This is a genomic window from Pseudomonas sp. EA_35y_Pfl2_R5 (assembly GCF_963970805.1).
Taxonomy (GTDB): Bacteria; Pseudomonadota; Gammaproteobacteria; order Pseudomonadales; family Pseudomonadaceae; genus Aquipseudomonas.
Genome location: NZ_CAXAOW010000002.1, coordinates 69916 through 92860 on the forward strand (window position 1 = coordinate 69916; position 22945 = coordinate 92860).

General features: G+C 59.9%; 19 protein-coding genes. 6 read left to right on the top strand and 13 right to left on the bottom strand.

Annotated features, from left to right (window positions below):
* Both fadA and fadB read right to left on the bottom strand, forming a co-directional pair.
* Window positions 1-1176, bottom strand: a complete 1176-nt coding sequence (fadA, locus tag AACX99_RS04265) for an acetyl-CoA C-acyltransferase FadA (RefSeq protein ID WP_339409774.1) — start codon at window positions 1174-1176, stop codon at window positions 1-3.
* 30 nt (window positions 1177-1206) lie between these two features.
* Window positions 1207-3354, bottom strand: a complete 2148-nt coding sequence (gene fadB / locus AACX99_RS04270; RefSeq protein ID WP_339409775.1) for a fatty acid oxidation complex subunit alpha FadB — start codon at window positions 3352-3354, stop codon at window positions 1207-1209.
* A 484-nt stretch (window positions 3355-3838) separates the two neighbouring features.
* On the opposite strand from fadB, the gene AACX99_RS04275 reads away from it, so the two are divergent.
* Window positions 3839-4657 (top strand): hypothetical protein, encoded by an 819-nt coding sequence (locus AACX99_RS04275; protein ID WP_339409776.1) that lies wholly within the window; start codon window positions 3839-3841, stop codon window positions 4655-4657.
* A gap of 158 nt (window positions 4658-4815) precedes the next feature.
* On the opposite strand, the gene AACX99_RS04280 is transcribed toward AACX99_RS04275, so the two are convergent.
* Complete coding sequence (locus tag AACX99_RS04280) at window positions 4816-5253, bottom strand: hypothetical protein (RefSeq protein ID WP_339409777.1); 438 nt, start codon at window positions 5251-5253, stop codon at window positions 4816-4818.
* Between the two features lie 87 nt (window positions 5254-5340).
* Here AACX99_RS04280 and AACX99_RS04285 point away from each other — a divergent pair, with 87 nt between their 5' ends.
* Complete coding sequence (locus AACX99_RS04285; RefSeq protein ID WP_339409778.1) at window positions 5341-5781, top strand: universal stress protein; 441 nt, start codon at window positions 5341-5343, stop codon at window positions 5779-5781.
* A gap of 30 nt (window positions 5782-5811) precedes the next feature.
* On the opposite strand, the gene AACX99_RS04290 is transcribed toward AACX99_RS04285, so the two are convergent.
* Window positions 5812-6498 (bottom strand): DUF6901 family protein, encoded by a 687-nt coding sequence (locus AACX99_RS04290; protein ID WP_339409779.1) that lies wholly within the window; start codon window positions 6496-6498, stop codon window positions 5812-5814.
* 63 nt (window positions 6499-6561) lie between these two features.
* Window positions 6562-8484, bottom strand: a complete 1923-nt coding sequence (locus tag AACX99_RS04295; protein ID WP_339409780.1) for an ATP-binding cassette domain-containing protein — start codon at window positions 8482-8484, stop codon at window positions 6562-6564.
* A 368-nt stretch (window positions 8485-8852) separates the two neighbouring features.
* On the opposite strand from AACX99_RS04295, the gene AACX99_RS04300 reads away from it, so the two are divergent.
* Window positions 8853-10778, top strand: a complete 1926-nt coding sequence (locus AACX99_RS04300) for a transglycosylase SLT domain-containing protein (protein WP_339409781.1) — start codon at window positions 8853-8855, stop codon at window positions 10776-10778.
* 49 nt (window positions 10779-10827) lie between these two features.
* On the opposite strand, the gene AACX99_RS04305 is transcribed toward AACX99_RS04300, so the two are convergent.
* On the bottom strand, window positions 10828-11634 hold the full coding sequence (locus AACX99_RS04305; RefSeq protein ID WP_339409782.1) for an MOSC domain-containing protein: 807 nt from the start codon (window positions 11632-11634) through the stop codon (window positions 10828-10830).
* Between AACX99_RS04305 and AACX99_RS04310 the strand changes: the two genes are divergently transcribed.
* Entirely contained in the window at window positions 11633-12112 is a 480-nt protein-coding gene (locus AACX99_RS04310) for a DUF1499 domain-containing protein (RefSeq protein ID WP_339409784.1), read from the top strand. The genes AACX99_RS04305 and AACX99_RS04310 overlap by 2 nt on opposite strands.
* A gap of 8 nt (window positions 12113-12120) precedes the next feature.
* Here the strand turns inward: AACX99_RS04310 and AACX99_RS04315 are convergent, their stop codons facing one another.
* Window positions 12121-13056, bottom strand: coding sequence for a chemotaxis protein (locus tag AACX99_RS04315; RefSeq protein WP_339409786.1), 936 nt, complete (start codon window positions 13054-13056; stop codon window positions 12121-12123).
* Window positions 13057-13208: 152 nt separating this feature from the next.
* Window positions 13209-14105, bottom strand: coding sequence for a lipid kinase YegS (gene yegS / locus AACX99_RS04320; protein WP_339409788.1), 897 nt, complete (start codon window positions 14103-14105; stop codon window positions 13209-13211).
* Between the two features lie 208 nt (window positions 14106-14313).
* On the opposite strand from yegS, the gene AACX99_RS04325 reads away from it, so the two are divergent.
* Window positions 14314-15012, top strand: a complete 699-nt coding sequence (locus tag AACX99_RS04325) for a pirin family protein (protein ID WP_339409789.1) — start codon at window positions 14314-14316, stop codon at window positions 15010-15012.
* Between the two features lie 151 nt (window positions 15013-15163).
* Here the strand turns inward: AACX99_RS04325 and AACX99_RS04330 are convergent, their stop codons facing one another.
* Genes AACX99_RS04330 through AACX99_RS04340 form a run of 3 tightly spaced genes read right to left on the bottom strand, consistent with a single transcriptional unit; the run spans window position 15164 to window position 19926 of the window.
* A complete protein-coding gene (locus AACX99_RS04330) occupies window positions 15164-16723 on the bottom strand; it encodes an FGGY-family carbohydrate kinase (protein ID WP_339409791.1) in 1560 nt (519 codons plus the stop codon).
* A gap of 21 nt (window positions 16724-16744) precedes the next feature.
* The gene (locus tag AACX99_RS04335; protein ID WP_339409792.1) at window positions 16745-18328 is read right to left on the bottom strand and encodes a glycerol-3-phosphate dehydrogenase/oxidase; all 1584 of its coding nucleotides are present in this window, start codon (window positions 18326-18328) and stop codon (window positions 16745-16747) included.
* Window positions 18329-18330: 2 nt separating this feature from the next.
* Window positions 18331-19926: an FAD-binding oxidoreductase gene (locus AACX99_RS04340; RefSeq protein ID WP_339409794.1), complete on the bottom strand. Its 1596-nt coding sequence runs from the start codon at window positions 19924-19926 to the stop codon at window positions 18331-18333.
* Window positions 19927-20051: 125 nt separating this feature from the next.
* Here AACX99_RS04340 and gliR point away from each other — a divergent pair, with 125 nt between their 5' ends.
* On the top strand, window positions 20052-21074 hold the full coding sequence (gene gliR, locus AACX99_RS04345) for an AraC family transcriptional regulator GliR (protein ID WP_339409795.1): 1023 nt from the start codon (window positions 20052-20054) through the stop codon (window positions 21072-21074).
* Between the two features lie 106 nt (window positions 21075-21180).
* Here gliR and AACX99_RS04350 read toward each other — a convergent pair whose 3' ends face one another.
* Both AACX99_RS04350 and moaB read right to left on the bottom strand, forming a co-directional pair.
* A complete protein-coding gene (locus AACX99_RS04350) occupies window positions 21181-22395 on the bottom strand; it encodes a molybdopterin molybdotransferase MoeA (RefSeq protein WP_339409797.1) in 1215 nt (404 codons plus the stop codon).
* Window positions 22392-22931 (bottom strand): molybdenum cofactor biosynthesis protein B, encoded by a 540-nt coding sequence (gene moaB, locus AACX99_RS04355; RefSeq protein WP_339409799.1) that lies wholly within the window; start codon window positions 22929-22931, stop codon window positions 22392-22394. Before moaB ends, AACX99_RS04350 begins: the two co-directional genes overlap by 4 nt.
* Window positions 22932-22945 lie beyond the last annotated feature (14 nt).

Sequence of the window (22945 nt, forward strand, 5' to 3'; positions counted from 1 at the left end):
TTAGAGGCGTTCGAAGACGGTGGTGATGCCTTGGCCGAGACCTACGCACATGGTCGACACACCGAAGGTGCCGCCATTCTGCTTCATCACGTTCAGCAGGGTACCGGAGATACGCGCACCGGAACAACCGAACGGGTGGCCCAGGGCGATCGCGCCGCCGTGCAGGTTGACCTTATCTTCCATCTTGTCGAGCACTTTCAGGTCCTTCAGCACAGGCAAGGCCTGAGCAGCGAAGGCTTCGTTGAGTTCGAAGAAGTCGATGTCATTGATGGTCAAACCAGCACGCTTGAGGGCTTTCTGAGTCGACGGGACTGGACCGTAACCCATGATCGCAGGATCCACACCGGCCACGGCCATGGCGCGAACCACGGCCATTGGCTGAATGCCCAGATCCTGAGCGCGCTGGGCACTCATGACGATCATGCAGGAAGCGCCGTCAGTGATCTGCGAGGAGGTACCCGCAGTCACGGTGCCGCCTTTCGGGTTGAACGCAGGCTTCAGTGCAGCCAGGCTTGCCAGGGTGGTTTCCGGACGAATGGTTTCGTCGTAGTCGAACACCTTGAGGAAGCCGTTCTCGTCGTAGCCTTGCATCGGGATGATTTCATCCTTGAACTTGCCTTCGACGGTGGCCTTGTGCGCCAGACGGTGCGAACGCTCACCGAACGCGTCCTGCTGCTCACGGCTGATGCCGTGCATCTTGCCAAGCATTTCAGCGGTCAAACCCATCATGCCCGAGGCCTTGGCCGCATACAGCGACAGGTGCGGGTTTGGATCAACGCCGTGCATCATGCCAACGTGGCCCATGTGCTCCACACCGCCGATGACGAACACGTCACCGTTACCGGTCTGGATCGCCTGCACAGCAGTGTGCAGCGCGCTCATGGACGAGCCGCACAGGCGGCTTACAGTCTGGCCAGCAGCGGTGTGCGGGATTTGGGTCATCAGCGACGCCATGCGCGCGATGTTCCAGCCCTGCTCCAGGGTCTGGTTAACGCAGCCCCAGATCACGTCTTCCACTTCAGCTGGGTCCAGCTTAGTGTTACGTGCCAGCACGCCGCTGATCAGGTTGGCCGACATAGTTTCGGCACGGGTGTTGCGATGCATGCCGCCCTTGGAACGACCCATCGGGGTACGACCGAAGTCGACGATGACTGCATCTCTAGGATTCAGGCTCATAAATTCACTCTCGCTCTAGTCGTTGCGCGATTAACCGAAAAACTTCTGGCCCTTAGCGGCCATTTCGCGAAGCTTGGCAGTCGGGGTGTAAAGCGCGCCCAGCTCGGCATATTTGTCGGCCAGGGCAACGAACTCGGCTACACCGACAGTATCGATGTAACGCAGCGCACCACCGCGGAACGGCGGGAAGCCGATGCCGTAGATCAAGCCCATATCGGCTTCGGCAGCGGTATCGACGATGCCATCTTCCAGGCAACGCACGGTTTCCATGCACAGCGGGATCATCATGAAGTTGATGATGTCTTCATCAGTTACTTCACGTTGCTCGGTGACAATCGACTTGAGCAATTCGTAAGCCTGCGGGTCAATGACCTTCTTCGGCTTGCCGCGTTTGTCCATTTCGTAGGCGTAGAAGCCTTTGCCGTTCTTCTGGCCCAGACGATCTGCTTCATACATCACGTCAACCGCGGTACGGCCTTCAACCGCCATGCGGTCCGGGAAGCCTTCAGCCATTACGTCACGGCCATGGTGACCGGTGTCGATACCAACCACGTCAGACAGGTACGCCGGGCCCATCGGCCAGCCGAACTTCTCCATGACCTTATCGATACGCACGAAGTCTACGCCCAGCTCCAGCAGCTTGGAGAAGCCACCGAAATATGGGAACAGTACGCGGTTGACCAGGAAGCCTGGGCAATCGTTGACCACAACCGGGGTCTTACCCATTTTCTTGGCGTAAGCAACAGTGGTAGCAACAGCTACATCACTGGACTTCTCGCCACGGATGACTTCAACCAGCGGCATCATGTGCACCGGGTTGAAGAAGTGCATGCCGACGAAGTTTTCCGGCCGCTTGAGGGCCTTGGCCAGCAAGTTGATGGAAATGGTCGAGGTGTTGGATGCGAGGATTGCGTCTTCTTTAACCACACCTTCGACTTCAGCCAACACAATCTGCTTGACCTTCGGGTTCTCGACCACAGCTTCAACAACGATGTCGACAGCGCCGAAGTCGCCGTAGGACATGGTCGGACGAATCGCGGTGAGTGCCTCAGCCATCTTCGCCGGGGTCATACGACCTTTGGCAACGCGACCGCCAAGCAGCTTGGATGCCTCGGCCAAGCCCATCTGGATACCCTCTTCACGGATATCCTTCATCAGGATTGGAGTGCCTTTGGACGCCGACTGGTAAGCGATGCCGCCACCCATGATGCCGGCACCGAGTACGGCGGCCAGTTTCACGTCTTTGGCGATTTCATCATGCTGCTTGGCTTTTTTCTTCAGGTCCTGATCGTTCAGGAACAGACCGATCAGGCTGGCAGCAACCGGGGTTTTAGCCAGTTTAACGAAGCCCGCAGCTTCCACTTCCAGCGCTTTGTCGCGACCGAAGTTGGCGGCTTTCTGAATGGTTTTGATCGCTTCAACCGGCGCCGGGTAGTTCGGGCCAGCCTGGCCTGCGACGAAACCTTTGGCGGTTTCGAAGCACATCATCTGCTCGATCGCGTTGAGCTTGAGCTTTTCCAGCTTCGGCTGACGCTTGGCCTTGTAGTCCAGCTCGCCAGAGATGGCGCGCTTGATCAGGTCCAGGGCAGCGGCTTGCAGCTTGTCAGCGGCAACCACGGCATCCACTGCACCCATTTTCAGAGCGTCAGCTGCTTTGTTTTCTTTACCACCGGCAATCCACTCAACAGCGTTATCGGTGCCGATAACACGCGGCAGACGCACAGTTCCGCCGAAGCCTGGGTAGATACCCAGCTTGACTTCCGGCAGGCCAACTTTGGCGCTTTCGGCCATGACGCGGTAATCCGCAGCCAGGCACATTTCAAAACCACCGCCTAGGGCGATGCCATTAATCGCGACAACAGTCGGAACATTGAGGTCTTCAAAATCACTGAAGATCTTGTTGGCTTCGAGGTTGCCAGCCACCAGTTCTTCGTCGGGCAACTTGAAGTTGTCAACGAACTCGGTGATGTCGGCGCCGACGATAAATACGTCTTTGCCACTGGTGACAATCACGCCTTTGATCGAACCATCGGCCTTGATCGCATCAACGGATTGACGCAGTTCATTGAGGGTAAGACGGTTGAATTTGTTGACGGATTCACCCTTGAGGTCGAATTTCAATTCGACGATGCCACTCTCAAGAGTCTTAACCGTGATGGCTTTACCTTCGTAAATCATCAACTGATCTCCACGGTATGGAAGCTGAACAGTACACATCGGAGCCAACCAGCAAGCTACTCCACGACATAGTCGTTTTAGAGTAGCCCCAATCAGCCTGGCACACCCACCGACGCGATAATCGGGCTGTAAAGGCGGTGCCTTTGAAGGCAAACGCTCAATTCATACGCCCGTTTGATTTGGGTGCACACACCTTCAAGGAAAAGCCCCTGCTTGTCAATTGGCCTGTAGTGCCTGCAAAGGCGTACAAAACGTTACGTTTACGCTTACAGCGGTGAGCCGATGACTCTGCAGCGAACAAGCTGCCATCCGCAGCGATATAAGGTCACATCGCTAACTTGGCAGACAGAAGTGTGACCCAGCGCATACCTAGCAAAATGATTTGGCTGCAGGTACAGTCGTTTCAATACGGCCGTTTTAGACCGCCCGTAGCCCAAAACAAAAACAATTAGAGCCCAATCAAGGGCGCACGGAGTTTTCCCCTATGTCGAGCCGCATGCTTGCCATTGCTTTGAGCACCCTGCTCGCAATCACCCTCCCCCTAATTAGCGCCACCACCCAGGCTGCAGATGCCGCTACTAACCTGCTTAAACTGCACCAACTGCGCCTGGCAGCACAAAAATCCCTGGGTGATTTCTATATGTTTAACGGTATGGAGGGTGATCAACGCTATGCTCGGATGATCAACGACTCACTCAGCGAGGTGAATAGCCATCTGACGGCGTTGACTGACATGCCTGGCGAAGGTGCAAAAGCCCTGCGCTCGCAGCTTGATCAGCAATGGAAGGGTTATCAGATTGATCTCAACAACCTAGTAAACGCGCTGAAGAGCCAGGGCTACACAGACCTGCAGCCGGTAGCCGACTTAGCTGCGCGCAACCAGCAACTGATGACGCTAAGTCATGAGCTGTATACCAAGATCCAGCAAGAAGGCAGCTACAGCGTGCCAGCACTGACCCAGCGCAGCCGTGAACAGAGCCTGCTGATGCAAGGCATTGCTGTGGATTACGCCTCACGCAGCGCCTCGGTAGGCGCCACTTTTATGGGCGGCGGCGATGCACGGCCGATCGAGGAGCTGGTCAGTGAATTCGCCAGCAAGATGGCGGCATTAGAGAAAGACCCGAAGAACACGCCGCAGCTCAAACAATCCTGGGAAGGGGTTGCCACTAAATGGCGCTATATTGAGAAGTCGTTGATCAACTACAACGAGAACAGCGTGCCATTTCTGGTCAACAAGTACTCCAACACCATCATCCAGGGCATTGAACAGATTTCCAGCCAGTACGCGGCCGCCAACCTCTGATCGCGATCGCCGCCATCCGCATTCATTTTACCGGTCTGCCTGGCCGTACTCCGGCCCAGTGCTTGCGCTGGGCTTTCTTTATTATGGCCTGCCATCCCTGGCGGCCACCCTTCGGGCCGTCGCTACGCGACGTTAAAAAATGTTCCAGACAATTTTGTTCAGGCTTTGGCCTGGAGAAACGCGACAATTGTCTCCAACGCCTCGCTAGCGCCCCGCTCACCCCAGCAGACCGACAGCATCTGATCAGTCGCCTCGACCTTGAACGCATCCGTCGGCAACGCCTGCAATTGCGTCAACAGGGCCTGATCGGCGCAGGGCTCGCGCCATTTATTCACCCATTGACCGGGCTCCATCTGCCAATAGCACCAGCTATCGACCCGGCCGCGGCGGCGTGCACGGTGGTATTGCGGACAAGAATGCGGCGGCTGACGCAGCAACCAATGCGGCCACTCTTGGCGCGACAGCTGCATCGCCACACCCATACGCCGCGCCTGCAGACGCACATCCATCTGCCCACGCTGATGGCGCGAGGGCACCAGCCAGGCCAGCGGACTGAGCAAAAAGGCCAAGAGCAAAAGCAGAAACCAGGGACTCATATCGTTATCTCACCGGCAAAAACCTGTCATTAGCGCTCAAGACGGCCATACTAAAACCATTGATCCATTTGCAAGGAGACTTACCCCATGCCCTACCAGCACATTCTGGTCGCCGTCGACCTTACCGAAGAATGCGACCCGGTGATGCACCGCGCGCAGAAACTGGCCGCCAGCAGTGGGGCCAAGTTGTCTGTGGTGCATATCGTCGAACCCATGGCCATGGCCTTTGGCGGCGACGTGCCGATGGATTTATCGATGTTGCAACAGCAGCAGTTCGACCAAGCCCGTGAGCGCCTGGACAAATTTTCTGGCAAGTATCCCGACCTCAGTGCCGAGCACCGCCACCTGGCCTACGGCCAACCGCGCCAGGAAATCCATCGCCTGGCCGAAGAACAGCAGTGCGACCTAATCGTCGTCGGCAGCCACGGCCGCCACGGCCTCGCACTGCTACTGGGCTCGACGGCCAATGACGTGCTGCACGGCGCGCCCTGCGACGTGCTGGCCGTACGCCTGAAAAAAGCCGACTAAAGCAAACTGCGGGTGAATAACGTGGCAGCGTTATTCACCGCTAACAGATGGGCTCATGACCAGTGGCCGAATCTTCTGCAACTGGGTTTCCAGCGAATAGGTCATGCTCGAGGCCATGGAGAAAAAGGTCAGGAACGCCTTGAGGTTGGAGTCGCCCTCGCAGGTCGCGTGAATCCGCTGCCAGAACGCCTGATTGACCAGCTGCAACTGCTGAAACATACGCACCAGCCCCTTCAGTTCCCAGTCAGGCGTGCGTCCTTCGCGCAGATTGAAGTACTGCTGCGTCAGGTACAGCGACACCGTGCGCAGAATAAATTCCTGGCTATTGGCAAACGGCAGGTGGTGCTGCGCCATCGGTTTGAGCTTGCCCAGCACCGGGCAGGCGCTGGTGGCCATGATCACCCCGAGCAGCGCACGTAAGCCCTCTTCCAGGCCGACCTGCTTGTTGTACTCGCGCTCAGGCGTGCGCACCCACACGGCCACTTTCTTGAATGCCGGCAGGCCCTGAAAATCCTCGATTACCCGGTGCAGATCGACAGCGGCTGGGCAATGACTGAAATTGTCCTTGCTCAGTGGGCAGTTGCTGCACTGCTGGTATTCAAGACGCGTCCAGGCCGGTGCGCTTTGCGCTGCCTCTGCTTCATACACCCGATCCAGCTCGATCCTGTAGCTGAACTGATGATTGTCGTCGAGAGTGATGCGGTACTCGATGGCCATGACTGTCTCCGCCAGAAATCTCAAAATCCTGTTTGAGCGCGCTACATACTTAACACACCGGGTTTAGCCTTCCAGCTCAGCCCAACGCTCGACCAATTGTTCCAGTTCATGCTGCACGGCTTGCAGCTTCGCCAGCACCTCAGCGGTTTTTTCCGCAGGCTGCTGATAGAAACTCGGCGAGCCGATCTGTTCTTGCAAAGTGGCAACCTGCCCCTCCAGCACATCAATCTGCCCGGGAATGGCTTCCAGTTCGCGCTGCAGCTTGTAACTGAGTTTTTTCTTGCTCGCTGCTGCGGCCACGGCCGCCACAGGCTCTGCCGCTACCGGCGTCGGGACCACTGCTGAGGCTAGTTCAGGCTTGCCGGCTTTGCTCTCGCCAACCCCGAGCAGGCGCGGCGAACCGCCCTGACGTAGCCAATCCTGATAACCGCCGACGTATTCGCGCACGCGCCCTTCGCCTTCGAATACCAGAGTGCTGGTCACCACGTTATCGAGGAATGCCCGGTCGTGGCTGACCATCAGCACGGTACCCGGGAAGGTCAGCAGCACTTCTTCAAGCAACTCCAGAGTTTCCACATCGAGGTCGTTGGTCGGTTCGTCCAGCACCAGCAAGTTGGCCGGTTTGCTGAACAGCTTGGCGAGCAAGAGGCGTGCCCGCTCACCGCCAGACAGCGCCTTGACCGGGGTACGCGCACGCTGCGGGCTGAACAGGAAGTCACCCAGGTAGCTCAGTACATGGCGGTTCTGCCCGTCGATCTCGATAAAGTCGCGGCCTTCGGCGACGTTGTCGATCACGGTCTTTTCCAGATCGAGCTGGTGACGCAATTGGTCAAAATAAGCCACATCGATGCGCGTGCCTTCGGCCACTTCACCGCTGGTAGGCTGCAAGCCGCCGAGCATTAGCTTGAGCAGCGTGGTTTTGCCGGTGCCGTTGGCGCCGAGCAGACCGATGCGGTCGCCGCGCTGCAGCACCATAGAGAAGTCCTTGATCAGGAACGGCCCACCTGGATGCGCAAAGCTGACGTTTTCCAGCACCATCACCTGCTTGCCGGATTTCTCTGCAGTTTCCAGCATGATATTGGCCTTTCCGGTACGCTCACGGCGCTCGCTGCGCTCCACGCGCAGGGCTTTGAGTGCTCGCACGCGGCCTTCGTTACGGGTGCGGCGAGCCTTGATGCCTTGGCGAATCCACACTTCTTCCTGCGCCAGGCGTTTGTCGAACAGCGCGTTGGCGGTCTCTTCGGCGGCCAGCGTGGCTTCCTTGTGTACCAGGAAACTGGCGTAGTCGCCGTTCCAGTCGATCAGGCCGCCACGGTCCAGTTCGAGGATGCGCGTGGCCAGGTTCTGCAGGAAGGAACGGTCGTGGGTGATAAACAGCACTGCCCCCTGGAAATCGGTCAAGGCTTCTTCGAGCCAGGCAATCGCACCGATATCCAGGTGGTTGGTGGGTTCGTCGAGCAGCAGCAGATCCGGCTCGGAGACCAGCGCCTGAGCCAGTAGCACGCGGCGACGCCAGCCGCCGGACAGTTCAGCCAGGGTCTTGTCGGCGGGCAGTTGCAGGCGGCTCAGGGTACTGTCGACCAGTTGCTGCAAGCGCCAGCCGTCACGGGCCTCGAGGTCCTGCTGGACATGCATCAGTTTGTCCAGATCGGCTTCAGTGACGCAGTTCTGCGCCAAGTGGTGGTATTGCGCGAGCAGTTCACCTACACCGTCCAGGCCTTGGGCGACCACATCGAATACGGTGCGGTCATCAGCCTGCGGCAATTCCTGCGGCAATTCGCCGATCTTCAGGCCAGGTGCGCGCCAGACGGCGCCGTCATCGGCCTTCTGGTCGCCCTTGACGAGCTTCATCATGCTCGACTTGCCGGTACCGTTACGGCCGATGATGCACACCCGCTCGCCACGGGCGATCTGCCAAGACACCTTGTCCAAGAGCGGCATTGCGCCGTAGGCCAGTGAAATATCGGTGAACTTGAGCAGGGTCATGGCACGCCTCAACAAAAAACGACGGGTGAACGCTGGTAAAACCGCGGCAGAGCAACGGGCTTCGTTGCATCCAGGGCACAGCGGCAACCTGAAACACCCAGAAAATCATCTGCAGCTGCCCAAGGCACCCGCAAAACAGGGCGCGCATTCTAACCGAGAAGCGCCAGACCAAGCAGGCAATTTAAGCGGCAGGTGCGGTAAATTCTGCATTGCCCGTAAGTCTCCCAGGCGGCAAGCGCTCTAGCACGCGAGCCAAGACTCAAGCCGCGATTAATGCCGACAATTAAGCGTTGAAACGTATTGCGCCTTCACCACCCATAGGCAAAAGACTAAGCTAGAGCCATATGCATTATTTGCCTGGAAGTGTCATGCGCAGTCCCCTGTTCAGCCTGCTGTCCTGCCTGTTGGTTTCCTCCCTGAGCTTTACTGCGGCGCAAGCCGCCACCCTGACGCAACAACGTCAATATTACGACCAAGCCAAAGCCGCACTGGCCAAGGGTGACAAAGGACCTTACCAGCGCTACGCCAGTGCCCTGCGTGACTATCCGCTGGAGCCCTATCTGGCGTATGACGAGCTAACTGCTCGGCTGAAATGGGCAAGCAATGACGAAATCGAGAAATTCCTCGCCGAACATGGTGACTTGCCGCAGATCAGCTGGATGAAGCTACGTTGGTTGCGCTGGCTGGCCGAGCGCGGCGAATGGACGACTTTTATCAATTATTACGACCCAACGCTCAATTTCACCGAGCTCGACTGCCTATATGGCCAATACCAACTGAGCCACGGCATGCGCGCCGAAGGCAACGCTACCGCCGAGAAACTCTGGCTGGTGGGCAAGTCGCAGCCTAACGCCTGCGACCCGCTGTTCGCGCTGTGGGCCGCAGAAGGCCAGCTTACCGAGCAGAAACGCTGGCAGCGCGCCAAGCTGGCGGCCGAATCGCGTAACTACGGCCTGGTCACTCACCTGATCAAGACCATGACAACCCTGGGCAACCACAGCAAAACGCTGTTGCAGGTTGCGCAGAAGCCTGAACTGCTGAAACAGACTGCACGCTTTACCCAGACCGACCCGGCCATGGCCGATGTAGTTGGTCTGGGCCTTCGCCGTTTGGCCCGCCAGGACCCGGAAAGCGCACTCAAACTGCTCGACAGTTATTCTCAGCGGTTGAAGTTCTCCAGCGACGAACAAGTCGCCATCGCCCGAGAAATCGGCCTGACCCTGGCCAAGCGCTTCGATCCTCGCGCCCTGCAGGTCATGGCCAAGTACGACCCCGAACTGCGCGACAACACCGTCAGCGAATGGCGCGCCCGCCTGCTGTTACGCCTGGGTCGCTGGGATGAAGCCAACCAGCTGACCCGCCGAATGCCTGCCGAACTGGGCAATACCAACCGCTGGCGCTACTGGCAGGCGCGCAGCCTGCAACTGGCGCAGCCCAATAGCCAGGAACCTAAAGTGCTGTACCAGGCGCTGGCCAAGGAGCGTGATTTTTACGGTTTTATGGCCGCCGACCAGGTGCAAGCCCCCTACCAGTTGAATAACAAGCCACTGGCCCTGAGCCCGCAGACCATCGAGAAAGTACGCAACTCGGCAGCGATTCGCCGTGCCCTGGAGTTTCATGCCCGTGGTCAGGTAGCCGATGGCCGGCGCGAGTGGTACAACGTCAGCCGCCTGTTCAGTCGCGATGAGATGGTCGCCCAGGCACGCCTGGCCTATGAAATGGGCTGGTACTTCCCAGCCATCCGCACTATCAGCCAGGCGCAATATTGGGACGATCTGGAAGTACGTTTCCCGATGGCCCACCGCGAACATTTGGTGCGTGAGGCGAAGAACCGCGACATCCATTCCAGCTGGGTATTTGCCGTCACCCGCCAGGAAAGTGCCTTTATGGCCGATGCCAAGTCTCACGTCGGCGCCATGGGTTTGATGCAGCTGATGCCGGCCACCGCCAAGGAAACCGCCAAGCGCTTTGGCATTCCGCTGTCATCGCCGCAACTGGCCTACCGCCCGGAGGTCAATATCCAGCTGGGCGCGGCCTACCTGAGCCAGATCTACGGCCAGTTCAACGGTAATCGCGTACTCGCCTCCGCCGCCTACAACGCCGGCCCAGGCCGTGTACGGCAGTGGCTACGCGGTGCGGATCATCTGTCATACGACGTATGGATCGAGAACATTCCCTTCGACGAGACCCGCCAATACGTACAGAACGTGCTCTCTTACTCGGTGATCTACGGCGAGAAGCTCAACGCGCCGCAGCCACTGGTGGCTTGGCACGAGCGTTACTTCGACCAATAACGGCTAAATCCGCACGCCCAACAGCTGCTGTTGAGCGTGCATGGCCCGCCTACTCCAGCACCTGTACCGGCATATCCAGACGCAACTGCCCTTCGCCACAGGCGATCAGGTTTTGCCCGAAATACACCTCGCCTCCACGCTCGCGGTAGGTTTTCAAGGTGGTCAACGGTTCACGATCCGCACTGCGCTCACCCGTTTGCGGGTCGAGGGTAGTCATTATGCAGCGCGAGCAGCCTTTAACCACCCGAAACTCCAGCTCGCCAATGCGAATGCGCTTCCAGCGGTCTTCGGCATAAGGCGCGCTGCCGCTGACCACCAAGTTGGGGCGAAAGCGCAGCATCGGCAACGGCCGGCCAACCCGCGCCGACAGGTCATCCAGCGAAGCCTGACTGATCAGTAGCAAAGGGAAGCCGTCGGCAAACGCCACCTTGTCGCCTACCTCGCAATAGGCCGTATCGACCTGCCGTGCACGTGGCTCCGACACTTGCACTAAGCGACACGCACGGCCAAGCCACTGGCTTAGCCACTGCGCGGCCTGATCGCCAGCATCCGGTACCTGCAAGCTGTCGCGCCAGATGGTCACGTCACGTAGCGGCGCGTGCTCATCCGGTAGTGCCACCTTCAGTTCAGTCATGCCTGGCGCACTCAGTTGCAGGTGTGTGCTGCCTATCCAGCGCGCGCGCAACTGAGTCATCTGTGCCAGCAAACGTTGCGTAAGGAAGCGCCCGGTTTCAGCATCGACTACCATCCAGCGACGATCACCCTGCACGCCCAAGGCGTCCAGCGTCGTTTCGCGCAAGGCCTCACCTGCCGCCGACTTCAATGGATAACGGTACAACCCGGAGAGATGCAACATGAACCCAGCTTCCCTTTGGCAAAACGCACTTATACGAGTAACCCGCCGCGCTCACAAGCCCGTTGTAGCACTGTCCCTGCTGGTATTGCTGAGCGCCTGCAGCGGCAACGCGCCGGATAATCTGGGTATCCGTGAGGGCCGTCTGGCCAGCTGCCCGGATTCACCAAACTGCGTAAACAGTCAGGCCAGCGATGCGCGGCACGCCATTGAACCGCTGCCGCTGCAAGGCACTGCCGAACAAACCCAAGCCCACCTCAAGGCACTGCTCAGCGAAGAGCCACGAGTGAATCTGGTGGAGGAGACGCCGGGTTACCTGCGCGCCGAGTTCACTAGCAAGCTGATGCGCTTTGTCGACGATGTGGAGTTTCTGATTGGCGCGGCGGCAGTGGATGTGCGCTCGGCATCACGCATGGGGCACTCGGATTTCGACGTCAACCGCGAACGCATCGAGCATCTGCGGCAACGCCTGGCCGAATAACCGCGGGGTTACTCGGCCGGGTGCAGCAGCGCCAAACGCTGGTGCACCACATCCACCAGCTTGTCCGGCTGAAACTTTGAAAGAAAGTTGTCGCAACCAACCTTCTTCACCATCGCTTCATTGAAGCTGCCGGACAGCGAGGTGTGCAGCACCACGTACAATTCCTTGAGACGAGAGTCATTGCGGATTTCGGTGGTCAGGCGGTAACCATCCATCTCTGGCATTTCCGCATCGGTAATCACCATAAGCAGCTTCTCGTGTACATCGACGCCATCATCCGCCCAGCTTTTCAGCAGGTTCAGCGCGCGCAGACCGTCGCTGGCGGAGTGACAACGAATATCCAGCTGCGCCATGGTGCCCTTGAGCTGACTCATAGCCACGTTGGAGTCATCCACCAGCAGCACTTCACGGCCCTTGGCATATTCGAGCAAGGGGTCGGCAAGTTTTTCTGGGGACACCTTGGTGCTCATCGGGCTGATTTCCGCCAGCACCTTCTCCACGTCAATGACTTCGACAATCTGGTCTTCGACCTTGGTGATTGCGGTCAGATAATGCTGACGCCCCGCCCCGCCCGGCGGCGGCAGGATGGACTCCCAGTTGAGGTTGAGAATGCGCTCGACCCCACCGACAAGAAAGGCCTGCACTGAGCGGTTGTATTCGGTCACGATAATGGTGCTGCGCTCATCCGGCACAATCGGGCGCATGCCGATGGCCTGGGACAGATCGATCACCGGCAGGGTCTGCCCACGCAGGTTGACCACACCACAGACAAACCGGTGACGCTGCGGCATCAGGGTCAGCTTGGGCATCTGCAGGACTTCCTGCACCTTGAACACGTTGATCGCAAACAGCTGCCGACCCGCCAGGCGGAACATGAGAATTTCCAGGCGGTTCTCACCCACCAGCTGGGTGCGTTGGTTCACTGAGTCGAGAATGCCGGCCATCATGCGCTCCTGTTCACTTATCGATCTAGCCTAGCTCAAATAGCCACGCCCTGATGTATCGGCCATCTGCCGCGCATCTGAAGGCAGATGGCGCAGCGCCATCATGCGACAAGCGCAGCAACGAGGCCAGCCGGTCGACTGTACATTCTGGTTTAGTCCAGTAACAACGGCGAGCCTTCCGGCAGGTGCAGCCGCAAGGCAGCCGGCATTGCGGCAAAACGCAGCTTACGACTTTCCATCGGCTCGCCATCCAGATTGAGGTCCAGTCCTTCTGGCGCCTCGACTTCCAACCAAGGCAGCCGCGCACTCAGGGCCACGCTCTGCAAACCATTGATGCCGCCGGACAGCAGCGTGCCCAAGGTGCCGACCACATCGACCGCCGCAGGCACAATGCAGATATCCAGCAAACCATCATTGACCCGCGCCTGGGGGCACAGCACGTGCCCACCGCCAGCCTGTCGACCATTGCCAATGCCAAGGGCGAGAAACTCGCCTTCCCACTGGAAATCCGGACCGGTAAAGCGGCCGAACGAGGACCGTACTTCGGCAAAACGGGTCAGTCCGGTCAGAAAGTAAGCCGCGACGCCAAGCACGCGTTTGAGGTCTTCCGAGGTATTGGCGGTGACATTGGAGCCAAAACCACCAGTAGCCATATTGAGAAACACCTGGCCGTCGGCTTCGCCCAGGTCAATCGCCTGCGCTGGCGTATCCAGCAGCGCCAGCGCAATTTGAGGCTCGAGGCCGATTCCCGCCGCGTGGGCAAAGTCGTTGGCCGTGCCCAGTGGCAATAGCGCCAGGCTGGCAGTGGTCTTCGCCAGCGCCATGGCTTCGGCTACATCACGCAGTGTGCCATCACCACCACCGGCAATCAGGGTCGGGTAACCGGCTTGCAAGGCTTCATTGACCAGACGCTGCGCATCGCCCGCTTCCCAGGTCACCCGCACATCCAGTTGCCAGCCCTCGTCACGACGTTCCTGCACCGCAGCACGCACCTCGGCATTGAGGGCTTGCTTACCATGCAGAATCAGCAGCGCTTTACGTTCTTGCATTCCCGGCATCCTTTTCACGCTTCAGATAAGGCTGAGCAACATGGCTTGAGACGACATCAGCTTGCAAGCCGTCGATTTAAATATCAATAAAACAGATAATAAAGCTCAATAATTACGTATTTTTAATCGTATTAATTTATTAGATCATCTATCCATCGCCCACCAACACTGCAGCCAAAAGCCGGTGTTCTTAAATGAGGATACGCAGATGATCGAAGTACGCCCCTTCGCCGAACTCGGCGGTGCCCATCATGGCTGGCTGAATGCCCGTCACCACTTTTCCTTTGCCGAATACTACGACCCGGAGCGTATGAGCTGGGGTCCACTGCGGGTCTGGAACGATGATGAGATCGCCCCGCATACGGGCTTTCCTACCCACCCACACCGCGACATGGAAATCATCACCTATGTACGCCAAGGGGCCATCACCCACAAGGACAACCTGGGTAACCAGGGGCGCACCGAAGCGGGTGATGTCCAGGTGATGAGCGCCGGCACCGGCATCGCCCACAGCGAATACAACCTGGAAGACAGCACCACTAAGATCTTTCAGATCTGGATTCAGCCCAACCAGTCAGGCCTGCCGCCATCCTGGGGCGCCAAGCCGTTCCCTAAAGGCGAACGCGCTGGTGCCTTTGTTACCCTGGCCAGCGGCTTTGCCGAGGATAAGGATGCTCTGTCGATCCGCAGCAACGCACGGATGGCCGCCGCCACCCTACAAGCTGGGCAAAGCACCGACTATCCGATTGGCGCGGCGCGCAGGGCTTATCTAGTGACCGCCAGCGGCAGCATTGAGGTCAACGGCGTCAGCGCTCAGGCTCGCGATGGTGTGGCTGTTAGCGATGTCGAAGTGATTCGGGTGACGGCTATCGAAGACAGTGAAATCATTCTGGTGGATGTGGCCTAAGCGCCTGCCTGCGATCTGCTGCGCGTCGGCCCTGCTGCGTTAAAAACAGGCTTGGAATGCTCATGTACAACAGCACACTCCGCTTCCTCGTCTGTTTTTGCCTTGCAGGGCTCTAGCTCGCGAGATCGCTAACCAGCTCTTGATCAGCCTTTTAAGCCGGATAACCGGTGATTTTTCGGATGGTCTGGTACAGCGGCTTAAGCTGCTTGTACATGCGCTGATAAACCTGGGTGTAGAGCTGCTGATAGGTGCTCTGCGCCTCAGGATTAGGTTCAAACACCTGGCCTACCCGCGTCATGGCGGCGATCGCCGTGGGGTAATCCGGGTATAGGCCCAACCCTACCGCGCAGTTGATTGCCGCGCCCAGGCCGCTGGTTTCATAGAGGTGCGGGCGCTCGGCAGGCAGGCCAAAAATATCAGCGGTCAGCTGCATCGCCGCATCGCTCTGCGAGCCACCACCGGAGACGCGTAAGCGGGTGATGCGCGTGCCCGAACGCTTCTCGATCTTCTCCTTACCCTGGCGCAGGGCATAGGCCAGCCCTTCGAGAATCGCCCGGTAGATATGCGCACGGGTGTGCACGTCGCCAAAGCCGATGATCGAGCCCTTGGCCTCCAGCCCTGGCTCGCGGATGCCCGGCGACCAGTACGGCTGCAGCATCAGGCCCATGGAGCCGGCCGGCACACTGTTGACCAACTCATCGAACAACGCCTCAGGCTCGACGCCCAGTTCCTTGGCACGCTGCATTTCGCGCAGGCCGAATTCCTGCTTAAACCAGCTGACCATCCAGAAGCCGCGGTAGATCATCACCTCGGTATTGAAGTGATCAGGAATCGCCGACGGGTATGGCGGAATCAGCGGGATGGTTTCCAGGTACTTGCTGCGGGTGGTGTTGATGGTCGCCGTGGTGCCATAGGACAGACAGGCCGTGCTCGCCTCGACCCCGCCAGCACCGAGCACCTCACAGGCCTTGTCGGCGCCGGCGGCAATCAACGGCAGGCCTTCGGGAATCCCGGTATGGCGGCTGGCTGCCGCGCTGATATGGCCGAGCAGCTCTCCAGGCTTGCACAGCTCCGGCAACTGCTCGCGGCGTACCGGCATGGCCTGCCATTTCCAGTCACCGGGTTTGGCCCACTGTAGGCGTTTGTAGTTGAACGGCAAATAAGCCACGCAGCTGGTCAGCGAATCGACGAACTTGCCACACAGCCGGTGAGTAAGAAAACCCGAGAGCAGCAACACCTTGTGGGTATTGGCCCAGATCTCCGGCTGGTTCTGCGCGATCCAGTTGACCTCGGCCTGGGCGCGAAAATGATCCACCGTCGCCTGCAAACCCGCGAGTTTAAACAGCCAGCCCCAGGGCCCGGTGATCCGCCCTTCGACCTTGGCCTGGCGCTGATCGAGCCAGAGCATGGCCGGGCGCAAGGGCTGACCTTGCTGATCAACATTGATCAGGGTGCCGCGCTGGGTGGTAAGCGACACGCCCTTGATCAGGCTGCGGTCGATATCCACCTGCTGCCACAACTGCGAACAGGCCTGGCCCAGGCTGGCCCAGTAATACTCAGGGTCCTGCTCGGCCCAACCGGGCTGCTTGGAGTAATAAGCCTCAAGTTCCACCTTGCCCTTGGCGAGCAGATTGCCCTGAAAATCGAACAACAGTGCCCGGATACTTTGGGTGCCATTGTCGATGGCCAGCAGGTAACTTTTCTCGCTCAAGGCGCCGTCCTTCCTATTTGATCAATCTTCTGCCGGCAGGCTGTAGCAGCGCTGCCAGAGTTGCAGATACGCCTGCTCTTCCCACTGCCAGCGCGTGTCACTCCAGCCCAGACGCGCCTGACACAGTGTGCGGACACGCGGCAATTCGGCCGCCGCGCCCTGAGCCAGCAACAAGCCAAGGCGGGTACGGCGTAGCAGCAGATCATCCAGATGCAGCACCAGCTCCTGCTCGGCCGCCCAGGCCAACTCGGCCCACAGCGTGTCTGTTCCAGCCACCTGCTCGACGCCCAATTCCTCAAGCAGCGCCAGCAGCTGCGGCAGTGCCCGGCCATAACGGCCAATCAGACGCTTCTGCTGGGCAGGGCTCAGGGTTGGCATCGGTTGACTGGGGACAGGTGCAAAAGTCGCCGCGCCTAGATCATCCACAGAACGCCCCACAAAAGGTGTACAGGCACGCAGCACTTCCAGCGCCAATAAACGGAACGTAGTTAGCTTGCCGCCAGCCAGGGTGACGCAACCGGGTTCAACCCACAGCGCATGCTCACGCTTCTCATCCGAGGGCTTGCGCCCCGCAACGCCGTCGCTGACCACCGGACGCACGCCGGCCCAACTCGACAGCGCATCCGCAGCGCGAATCCCGGCGCAAGGAAATTGCTGATTGCAGGCAGCCAACAGGTAGTCAACCTCTCCACAGCTGATTCGTGCTTCCTGCACCAACGGCGCAGGATGATCCAGATCGGTGGTGCCGATCACCGTCGCGCCTTCCCAGGGGAAGACAAACACCGGACGGTTATCAGCCGCGTGCATAAAGCTGAACGCATGGGCAACCGGCAAGCGCCAGGCGGGCAGCAACAGATGGCTGCCACGCAACGGGCGGATATGTTCCAGACCGGTTTTCCGGCGCAACTGATCGGCCCAGGCACCGGTGGCCTGGGCCACCACGCGGCAGTTAAAGCGGTACAACTTGCCGGTTTCGGCATCCTCGGCCAACAGGCCGCTGACCTGCCCGCCCTCGCGGCACAATTCAGCCACACGCATGCCATTTAGTGCTTCACCACCTTCGGCGCGGGCCTCACCCAGCACGCGCTGCACCAGCCGCGCATCATCGGTCACCGCATCAAAGAACCGCGTACCGCCCAGCAGCCCATCTTCCTTCAGGCCCGGAGCCAGATAGCGCAGTTGCTGCAACGGGTAGTACAGATGATTGCGCTTGCCGGCCAGGGCGTCGTACACCGCCAGCAAACTGCCGAATACCTTGGGGCCGGGAAAACCGCCCTGGTAATGGGCCATGATAAAACTCAAGGGATCGACCAGCCCTGGCGCTTCCTGCAGCAGGCGCTGACGCTCGCGTACTGAATCGCGGGTCAGGCCAAACTGGCCCTTGGCGATATAGCGCAGCCCGCCGTGGACCATCTTCGAGGAGCGACTGGAGGTGCCCCAGGCGAAGTCGCGCTGCTCCAGCAACAGGCACTTCCAGCCGCGCCGCGCTGCTTCACGCAGAATCCCGGCACCGCTGATACCGCCGCCGACCACGATCAGATCCCAATCGCGTGCGGCCAGCTCGGGCAAGGCCTGTTCGCGCCAGACGGCGTTCCAGTTGCTCATCATCAATCCTGAATCAGCACGCCAGGGGCCAGACGCTGCTCAGGGTCGAAGTGCCCGGCCAGCGCCTTGAGCGTGGCGATGCCCAGTTCGCCCTTCTCCACCGGCAAATAAGGTGCGTGATCGCGACCGACACCGTGCTGATGGCTGATGGTGCCGCGATTCTCGGCGATGGTCAGGCTGGCGGCGTGCTTGAGCTTCTGCCAGCGCGCCATGGCCTCGGCGTAGCTATTGCCAGGGCGGAACACATAGGTGGTGTAGATGCTCGAACCTTCGTTGTAGACGTGGGACAGGTGGGTAAACACATGCACCTGCTCGCCCTCTTCACTCAGACCATTGCGCAGGCTGGCCTCGACCTTGTTCAGCAGGCTGTCGACATTGCTCCAGTCGGTGGCGGTTTCCAGGGTGTCCACCGCATAACCGGCGGCCCATAGGCCATGGCGCAGGTAGGGGAAACGGAAGCGGTTCTCTGCCCACTTCTTGCCCAGCAGGGTGCCAGTAAACACGCCGTCAAAGCTCTTCAGCAGCTTCTTCGCCTGTTTCAACGAGGCGGCGTTCTGCGTGCGGCTGCCGGTGACGCCAAAGGTCAGCATGCACTTGCCATCGCGTGCGCCGCGCAGGGCCAGGTATTTCTCCAGCCAGGCGATCTGCTGGGGATGGCCGGCCAGGGCCAGTTGCGTTTTGGTTTCGATGGCGTTGGACAGGCGCAACATCGACAGCGGCACCCGCGCCTGGGCCAGACTGCGAATGGCGTTCAGCGCCTGCTGCCAGTTTGGCAGGAACACCGCATAGAAGTTTTCCTGCTCGGCCAGGCGGGTGATGCGCACCTTGACCTCGGAAATAATGCCGAAACGCCCTTCCGAGCCCATGAGGATTTCACGCAGATCGGGGCCCGCAGCAGACGCCGGGAAAGTCGGAATCTCCAGGGTGCCTGCAAAGGTCTCGACCTTGCCGCCGGCGAATAGCTGCTCGATACGCCCGTAGCGCAGCGACTGCTGGCCGCTGGAGCGGCTGGCCACCCAACCGCCAAGAGTCGACAGCTCCCAGGACTGCGGGAAATGACCGAGGGTGTAGCCTTGGGCGCGCAACTGGCTTTCCACCTGCGGGCCAGTGGCACCAGGGCCGAAAGTGGCGATCAGGCTGTCGTGATCGATCTCGATCAGCTTGCCCATGCGCTCAAGCGACAGGGTCAGCACCGGCTTGCTGCCGGCCTGCGGGTTGATATGCCCGGCGACCGAGGTGCCGCCACCATAGGGGATCACGATCAGGTCCTGCTGGCTGGCCCAGGCCAAAAGCTCGCGAATCTGCGCGGCACTTTCCGGGTAGGCCACGCCATCGGGAAACACACCAAAGTCGCCAGAGCGCATGGCCAACCAGTCAGGCAGGCTCTGGCCACGGGCATGACGCACGCGGTCTTCAGCCTTCAGGCAGATCAGCGGATGGGCCTGCAGACGCGAAGCCGGTACTTGGGCCAGCACCTGCTCCAGGCTGGCATCGGAAAGCAGCTGACCTGGGCCGACCAACTCGGCGAGAAAATCCTCGCCATGGGCCGGCAGTTCCACCACTGTTGCTTCATCACCCCAGCCGTTCCAACGTCGCATCTGTGTCTCCCGGATATTTCAGTCACCCTCGATGGCTGCCTATACTAGCTGGCCGCCTCAGGGCGTCACTGTCGTATCGAGCCAGGCGTTATCGCCAATCAAGACATTCAGAATAAGAACAGTTCATGGAAAACCTCGGTTATACCTCTGTCCCCTCCCTGCTCAAGTACCTGCGCCACGCCGAGCAATTGGGTCTGGATATCGACCAGGCGTTGGCAGCTGCCGGTATCAAGGCCGAGGACCTGGCCGATAACGGTAAGCGTATCCCCAGCGAAACCCATGAGCGCCTGCTCGATCACTTGCTCAAGGTGTCGGCTGACCCGCTATTTGGCCTGCACTGCGCGCGCTTTGTGCAGCCGGGTTCGTGGAGCGTGCTGGGCTATATCACCATGAACTGCGCCACCCTCGGCGAGGCCATGAGCCGCATCGTGCCGTACGAAAAGCTGGTTGGAGATATGGGTGTCAGCCGAGTCGAGGCCGGTGCCGACCACGTTCGTCTGATCTGGACCTGTCGCCATCAGGCTGAGCCGATCCGCCGGCACATGGTGGAAAACGTACTGGCTTCCTGGCTGCTGTATGCGCGCTGGATCTCCGATTCGGACAGTTCGCCACGGGAGGTGTGGTTCGAGCACGCCCTGCCTGAGGGCGTCGATATTGCCGAGTACCAGGCGATTTTCGGCTGCCCGATCCGCTTCGAGCAAAGCTGCAATGCGCTGCTCGTGCCGCTGGAATACCTCGCGGTGCCGCTGCGCCAGGCCGACGCCAACCTGCTGCGCACTTTAGAAGAACACGCCCTGACCCTGATGGCTGGGCTGGACGACAACGAGCCGCTGCCGCAACGAGTGAAAAACGCCCTACGCCTGCTGCTCAAGGATGGTCTGCCGCGCAAGGAACGCGTGGCGGAGAAATTCAATATGACGGTTCGCACCCTGCAGCGTCATCTGCAACTGGCCGGCACCAGCTACCAGCAGATTCTCGATGAACTGCGCCAGGAGCTGGCCGAGCACTATTTGCTGCGCAGCGACCTGGCGATTCAGGATATCGCCAGCTACCTGGGCTTTACCGAGTCGCGCTCATTCCACCGCAGCTTCAAGAGCTGGACCGGACAGACGCCTGGGGAATTCCGCGAAAGCCGGCGCACGGGTTAACCCGCTTGGTGGATGGGTGAAGCGCCAGCCACCCTACCCGGCTGGTACACGCCACACTATCGAACGTAGGGTGGATGACGCTGTTTTCATCCACCGCTACGCTGACCTACCCGAGGATTTCACTGAGCGGGATAAACCGCAGGCTATCGCCCTCGGCCAGCGTGGTGTTTTCCAAGACTTCGGCAAAGCCCTCGGCCCAGGCGGCGCTGCGCAGCACCCCAGAGCTCTGGTTCGGATAAGGCACCACCCGACCGTTTTCCAGACGCGCACGCAGGTATTCGCGGCGATTGCCCGGCTTGCTCCAAGTGAAACCGGCCGGCATCGGAAAGCCCAACGGTTCGACCCGCTGCACACCCAGGCGACGCAACAGATAAGGCCGCGCCAACAGACCGAAGGTCACCAACGTCGAGGCCGGATTTCCCGGCAGACCAATCACCGGCACCCCGCGAAACTGCCCGCAGGTCAGCGGCTTGCCCGGTTTGATTGCCAGTTTCCACAACGCCAGCTCGCCCTCTTCGCGCAGGGCCATACCCAGGAAATCCGCCTCACCCACCGACACGCCGCCGGTGGATAGAATCAGGTCAACGTCGCTCAATGCGCCCAGAGCCGCGCGGGTCTGTTCAAGGTCATCGAGCAGAATACCGCCGTCCACCACCGCACAACCCAGCCGCTGCAGCCAGGCGATCAATACGCGGCGGTTGCTGTTGTAGATCTGCCCTGGCCCCAGCGGTTGGCCCGGTTCGACCAGCTCATCACCAGTGGACAACACCGCCACGCGCAGGCGCCGACGTACTGTCAATTCGGCGCAGCCCAGTGACGCAGCCAAGCCCAGCTCGATCGGTCCTAGACGCGTGCCGGCCGGCAATACCGAATCGCCAATACGGGTTTCCTGGCCCTGAGCGCGCACATTCTGCCCAAGCTTGAGCGGCTCGCTAAAGGCAACGCGGCCATCCTCACCGAGCACGGCGTTTTCCTGCATTTCCACGCTATCGGCGCCAGCTGGCAGCGGCGCGCCGGTAAAGATCCGCGCACAGCTGCCAGGCTGCAAAGGCGTAGGCGCGCTGCCGGCCTGGATACGTTGACTGACGACCAGAGGCTCGCCATTCCAATCGGCCAAGCGCAAGGCGTAGCCATCCATGGCGCTGTTGTCCCAAGGCGGCAGATCAAGCGGAGCAAGCAACGGCTCGGCCAATACCCGGCCAGCTGCGTCGCTTAGATTGACCTGCTCACATTCAACAATCGCGCTGGCCTCGGCCTGCGCCAGCAAACGCGCCAGCGCGGCCTCGACGGGCATCAGCCCAGGTTTGTCACAGCAGCTCATCCACGGCTCTCGCAGGCGGCCACCGGTTTGAGATGCGGGACAAAATTGCACGGGCGGTGACGGTTATCCAGCTGCTCGCCGAGGATGCCATCCCAGGCGGTGCGGCAGGCGTTGGTAGAGCCCGGCAGGCAGCACACCAGGGTGCCGTTGGAAATCCCGGCCAGAGCGCGGGATTGAATGGTCGAGGTACCGATATCAGGTACGGAAATCTGCCGGAACAGCTCGCCGAAACCATCCACCGTTTTGTCCAGCAAACAAGCCACGGCCTCCGGTGTGCTATCGCGCCCGGTAAAACCGGTACCGCCGGTGATCAGCACCACCTGCACCTGATCTTCGGCAATCCAGGTGGCGACCTGCGCGCGAATCTTGTACAGATCATCCTTGAGCAAAACCCGGGCAGCGAGCTGATGGCCGGCCGCCTGCAGGCGGTCGACAAACAGCTGGCCGGAGGTGTCAGTATCCAGGCTGCGGGTGTCGCTGACGGTCAACACCGCGATATTCAGGGGCACGAAATGTGCCTCGGCCTTGTGGTTCATGGCAGGCTTCCAGT

What these genes read in the sequence shown, in the direction of transcription:
- AACX99_RS04285 (WP_339409778.1), top strand. Translation starts at nt 5,341, where the DNA reads ATGCCCTACCAGCACATTCTGGTCGCCGTCGACCTTACCGAAGAATGC.
- AACX99_RS04340 (WP_339409794.1), bottom strand. Translation starts at nt 19,926, where the DNA reads ATGCGACGTTGGAACGGCTGGGGTGATGAAGCAACAGTGGTGGAACTG.
- gliR (WP_339409795.1), top strand. Translation starts at nt 20,052, where the DNA reads ATGGAAAACCTCGGTTATACCTCTGTCCCCTCCCTGCTCAAGTACCTG.
- AACX99_RS04325 (WP_339409789.1), top strand. Translation starts at nt 14,314, where the DNA reads ATGATCGAAGTACGCCCCTTCGCCGAACTCGGCGGTGCCCATCATGGC.
- AACX99_RS04310 (WP_339409784.1), top strand. Translation starts at nt 11,633, where the DNA reads ATGAACCCAGCTTCCCTTTGGCAAAACGCACTTATACGAGTAACCCGC.
- AACX99_RS04295 (WP_339409780.1), bottom strand. Translation starts at nt 8,484, where the DNA reads ATGACCCTGCTCAAGTTCACCGATATTTCACTGGCCTACGGCGCAATG.
- moaB (WP_339409799.1), bottom strand. Translation starts at nt 22,931, where the DNA reads ATGAACCACAAGGCCGAGGCACATTTCGTGCCCCTGAATATCGCGGTG.
- AACX99_RS04335 (WP_339409792.1), bottom strand. Translation starts at nt 18,328, where the DNA reads ATGAGCAACTGGAACGCCGTCTGGCGCGAACAGGCCTTGCCCGAGCTG.
- fadA (WP_339409774.1), bottom strand. Translation starts at nt 1,176, where the DNA reads ATGAGCCTGAATCCTAGAGATGCAGTCATCGTCGACTTCGGTCGTACC.
- yegS (WP_339409788.1), bottom strand. Translation starts at nt 14,105, where the DNA reads ATGCAAGAACGTAAAGCGCTGCTGATTCTGCATGGTAAGCAAGCCCTC.
- AACX99_RS04275 (WP_339409776.1), top strand. Translation starts at nt 3,839, where the DNA reads ATGTCGAGCCGCATGCTTGCCATTGCTTTGAGCACCCTGCTCGCAATC.
- fadB (WP_339409775.1), bottom strand. Translation starts at nt 3,354, where the DNA reads ATGATTTACGAAGGTAAAGCCATCACGGTTAAGACTCTTGAGAGTGGC.
- AACX99_RS04290 (WP_339409779.1), bottom strand. Translation starts at nt 6,498, where the DNA reads ATGGCCATCGAGTACCGCATCACTCTCGACGACAATCATCAGTTCAGC.
- AACX99_RS04305 (WP_339409782.1), bottom strand. Translation starts at nt 11,634, where the DNA reads ATGTTGCATCTCTCCGGGTTGTACCGTTATCCATTGAAGTCGGCGGCA.
- AACX99_RS04280 (WP_339409777.1), bottom strand. Translation starts at nt 5,253, where the DNA reads ATGAGTCCCTGGTTTCTGCTTTTGCTCTTGGCCTTTTTGCTCAGTCCG.
- AACX99_RS04300 (WP_339409781.1), top strand. Translation starts at nt 8,853, where the DNA reads ATGCGCAGTCCCCTGTTCAGCCTGCTGTCCTGCCTGTTGGTTTCCTCC.
- AACX99_RS04350 (WP_339409797.1), bottom strand. Translation starts at nt 22,395, where the DNA reads ATGAGCTGCTGTGACAAACCTGGGCTGATGCCCGTCGAGGCCGCGCTG.
- AACX99_RS04315 (WP_339409786.1), bottom strand. Translation starts at nt 13,056, where the DNA reads ATGGCCGGCATTCTCGACTCAGTGAACCAACGCACCCAGCTGGTGGGT.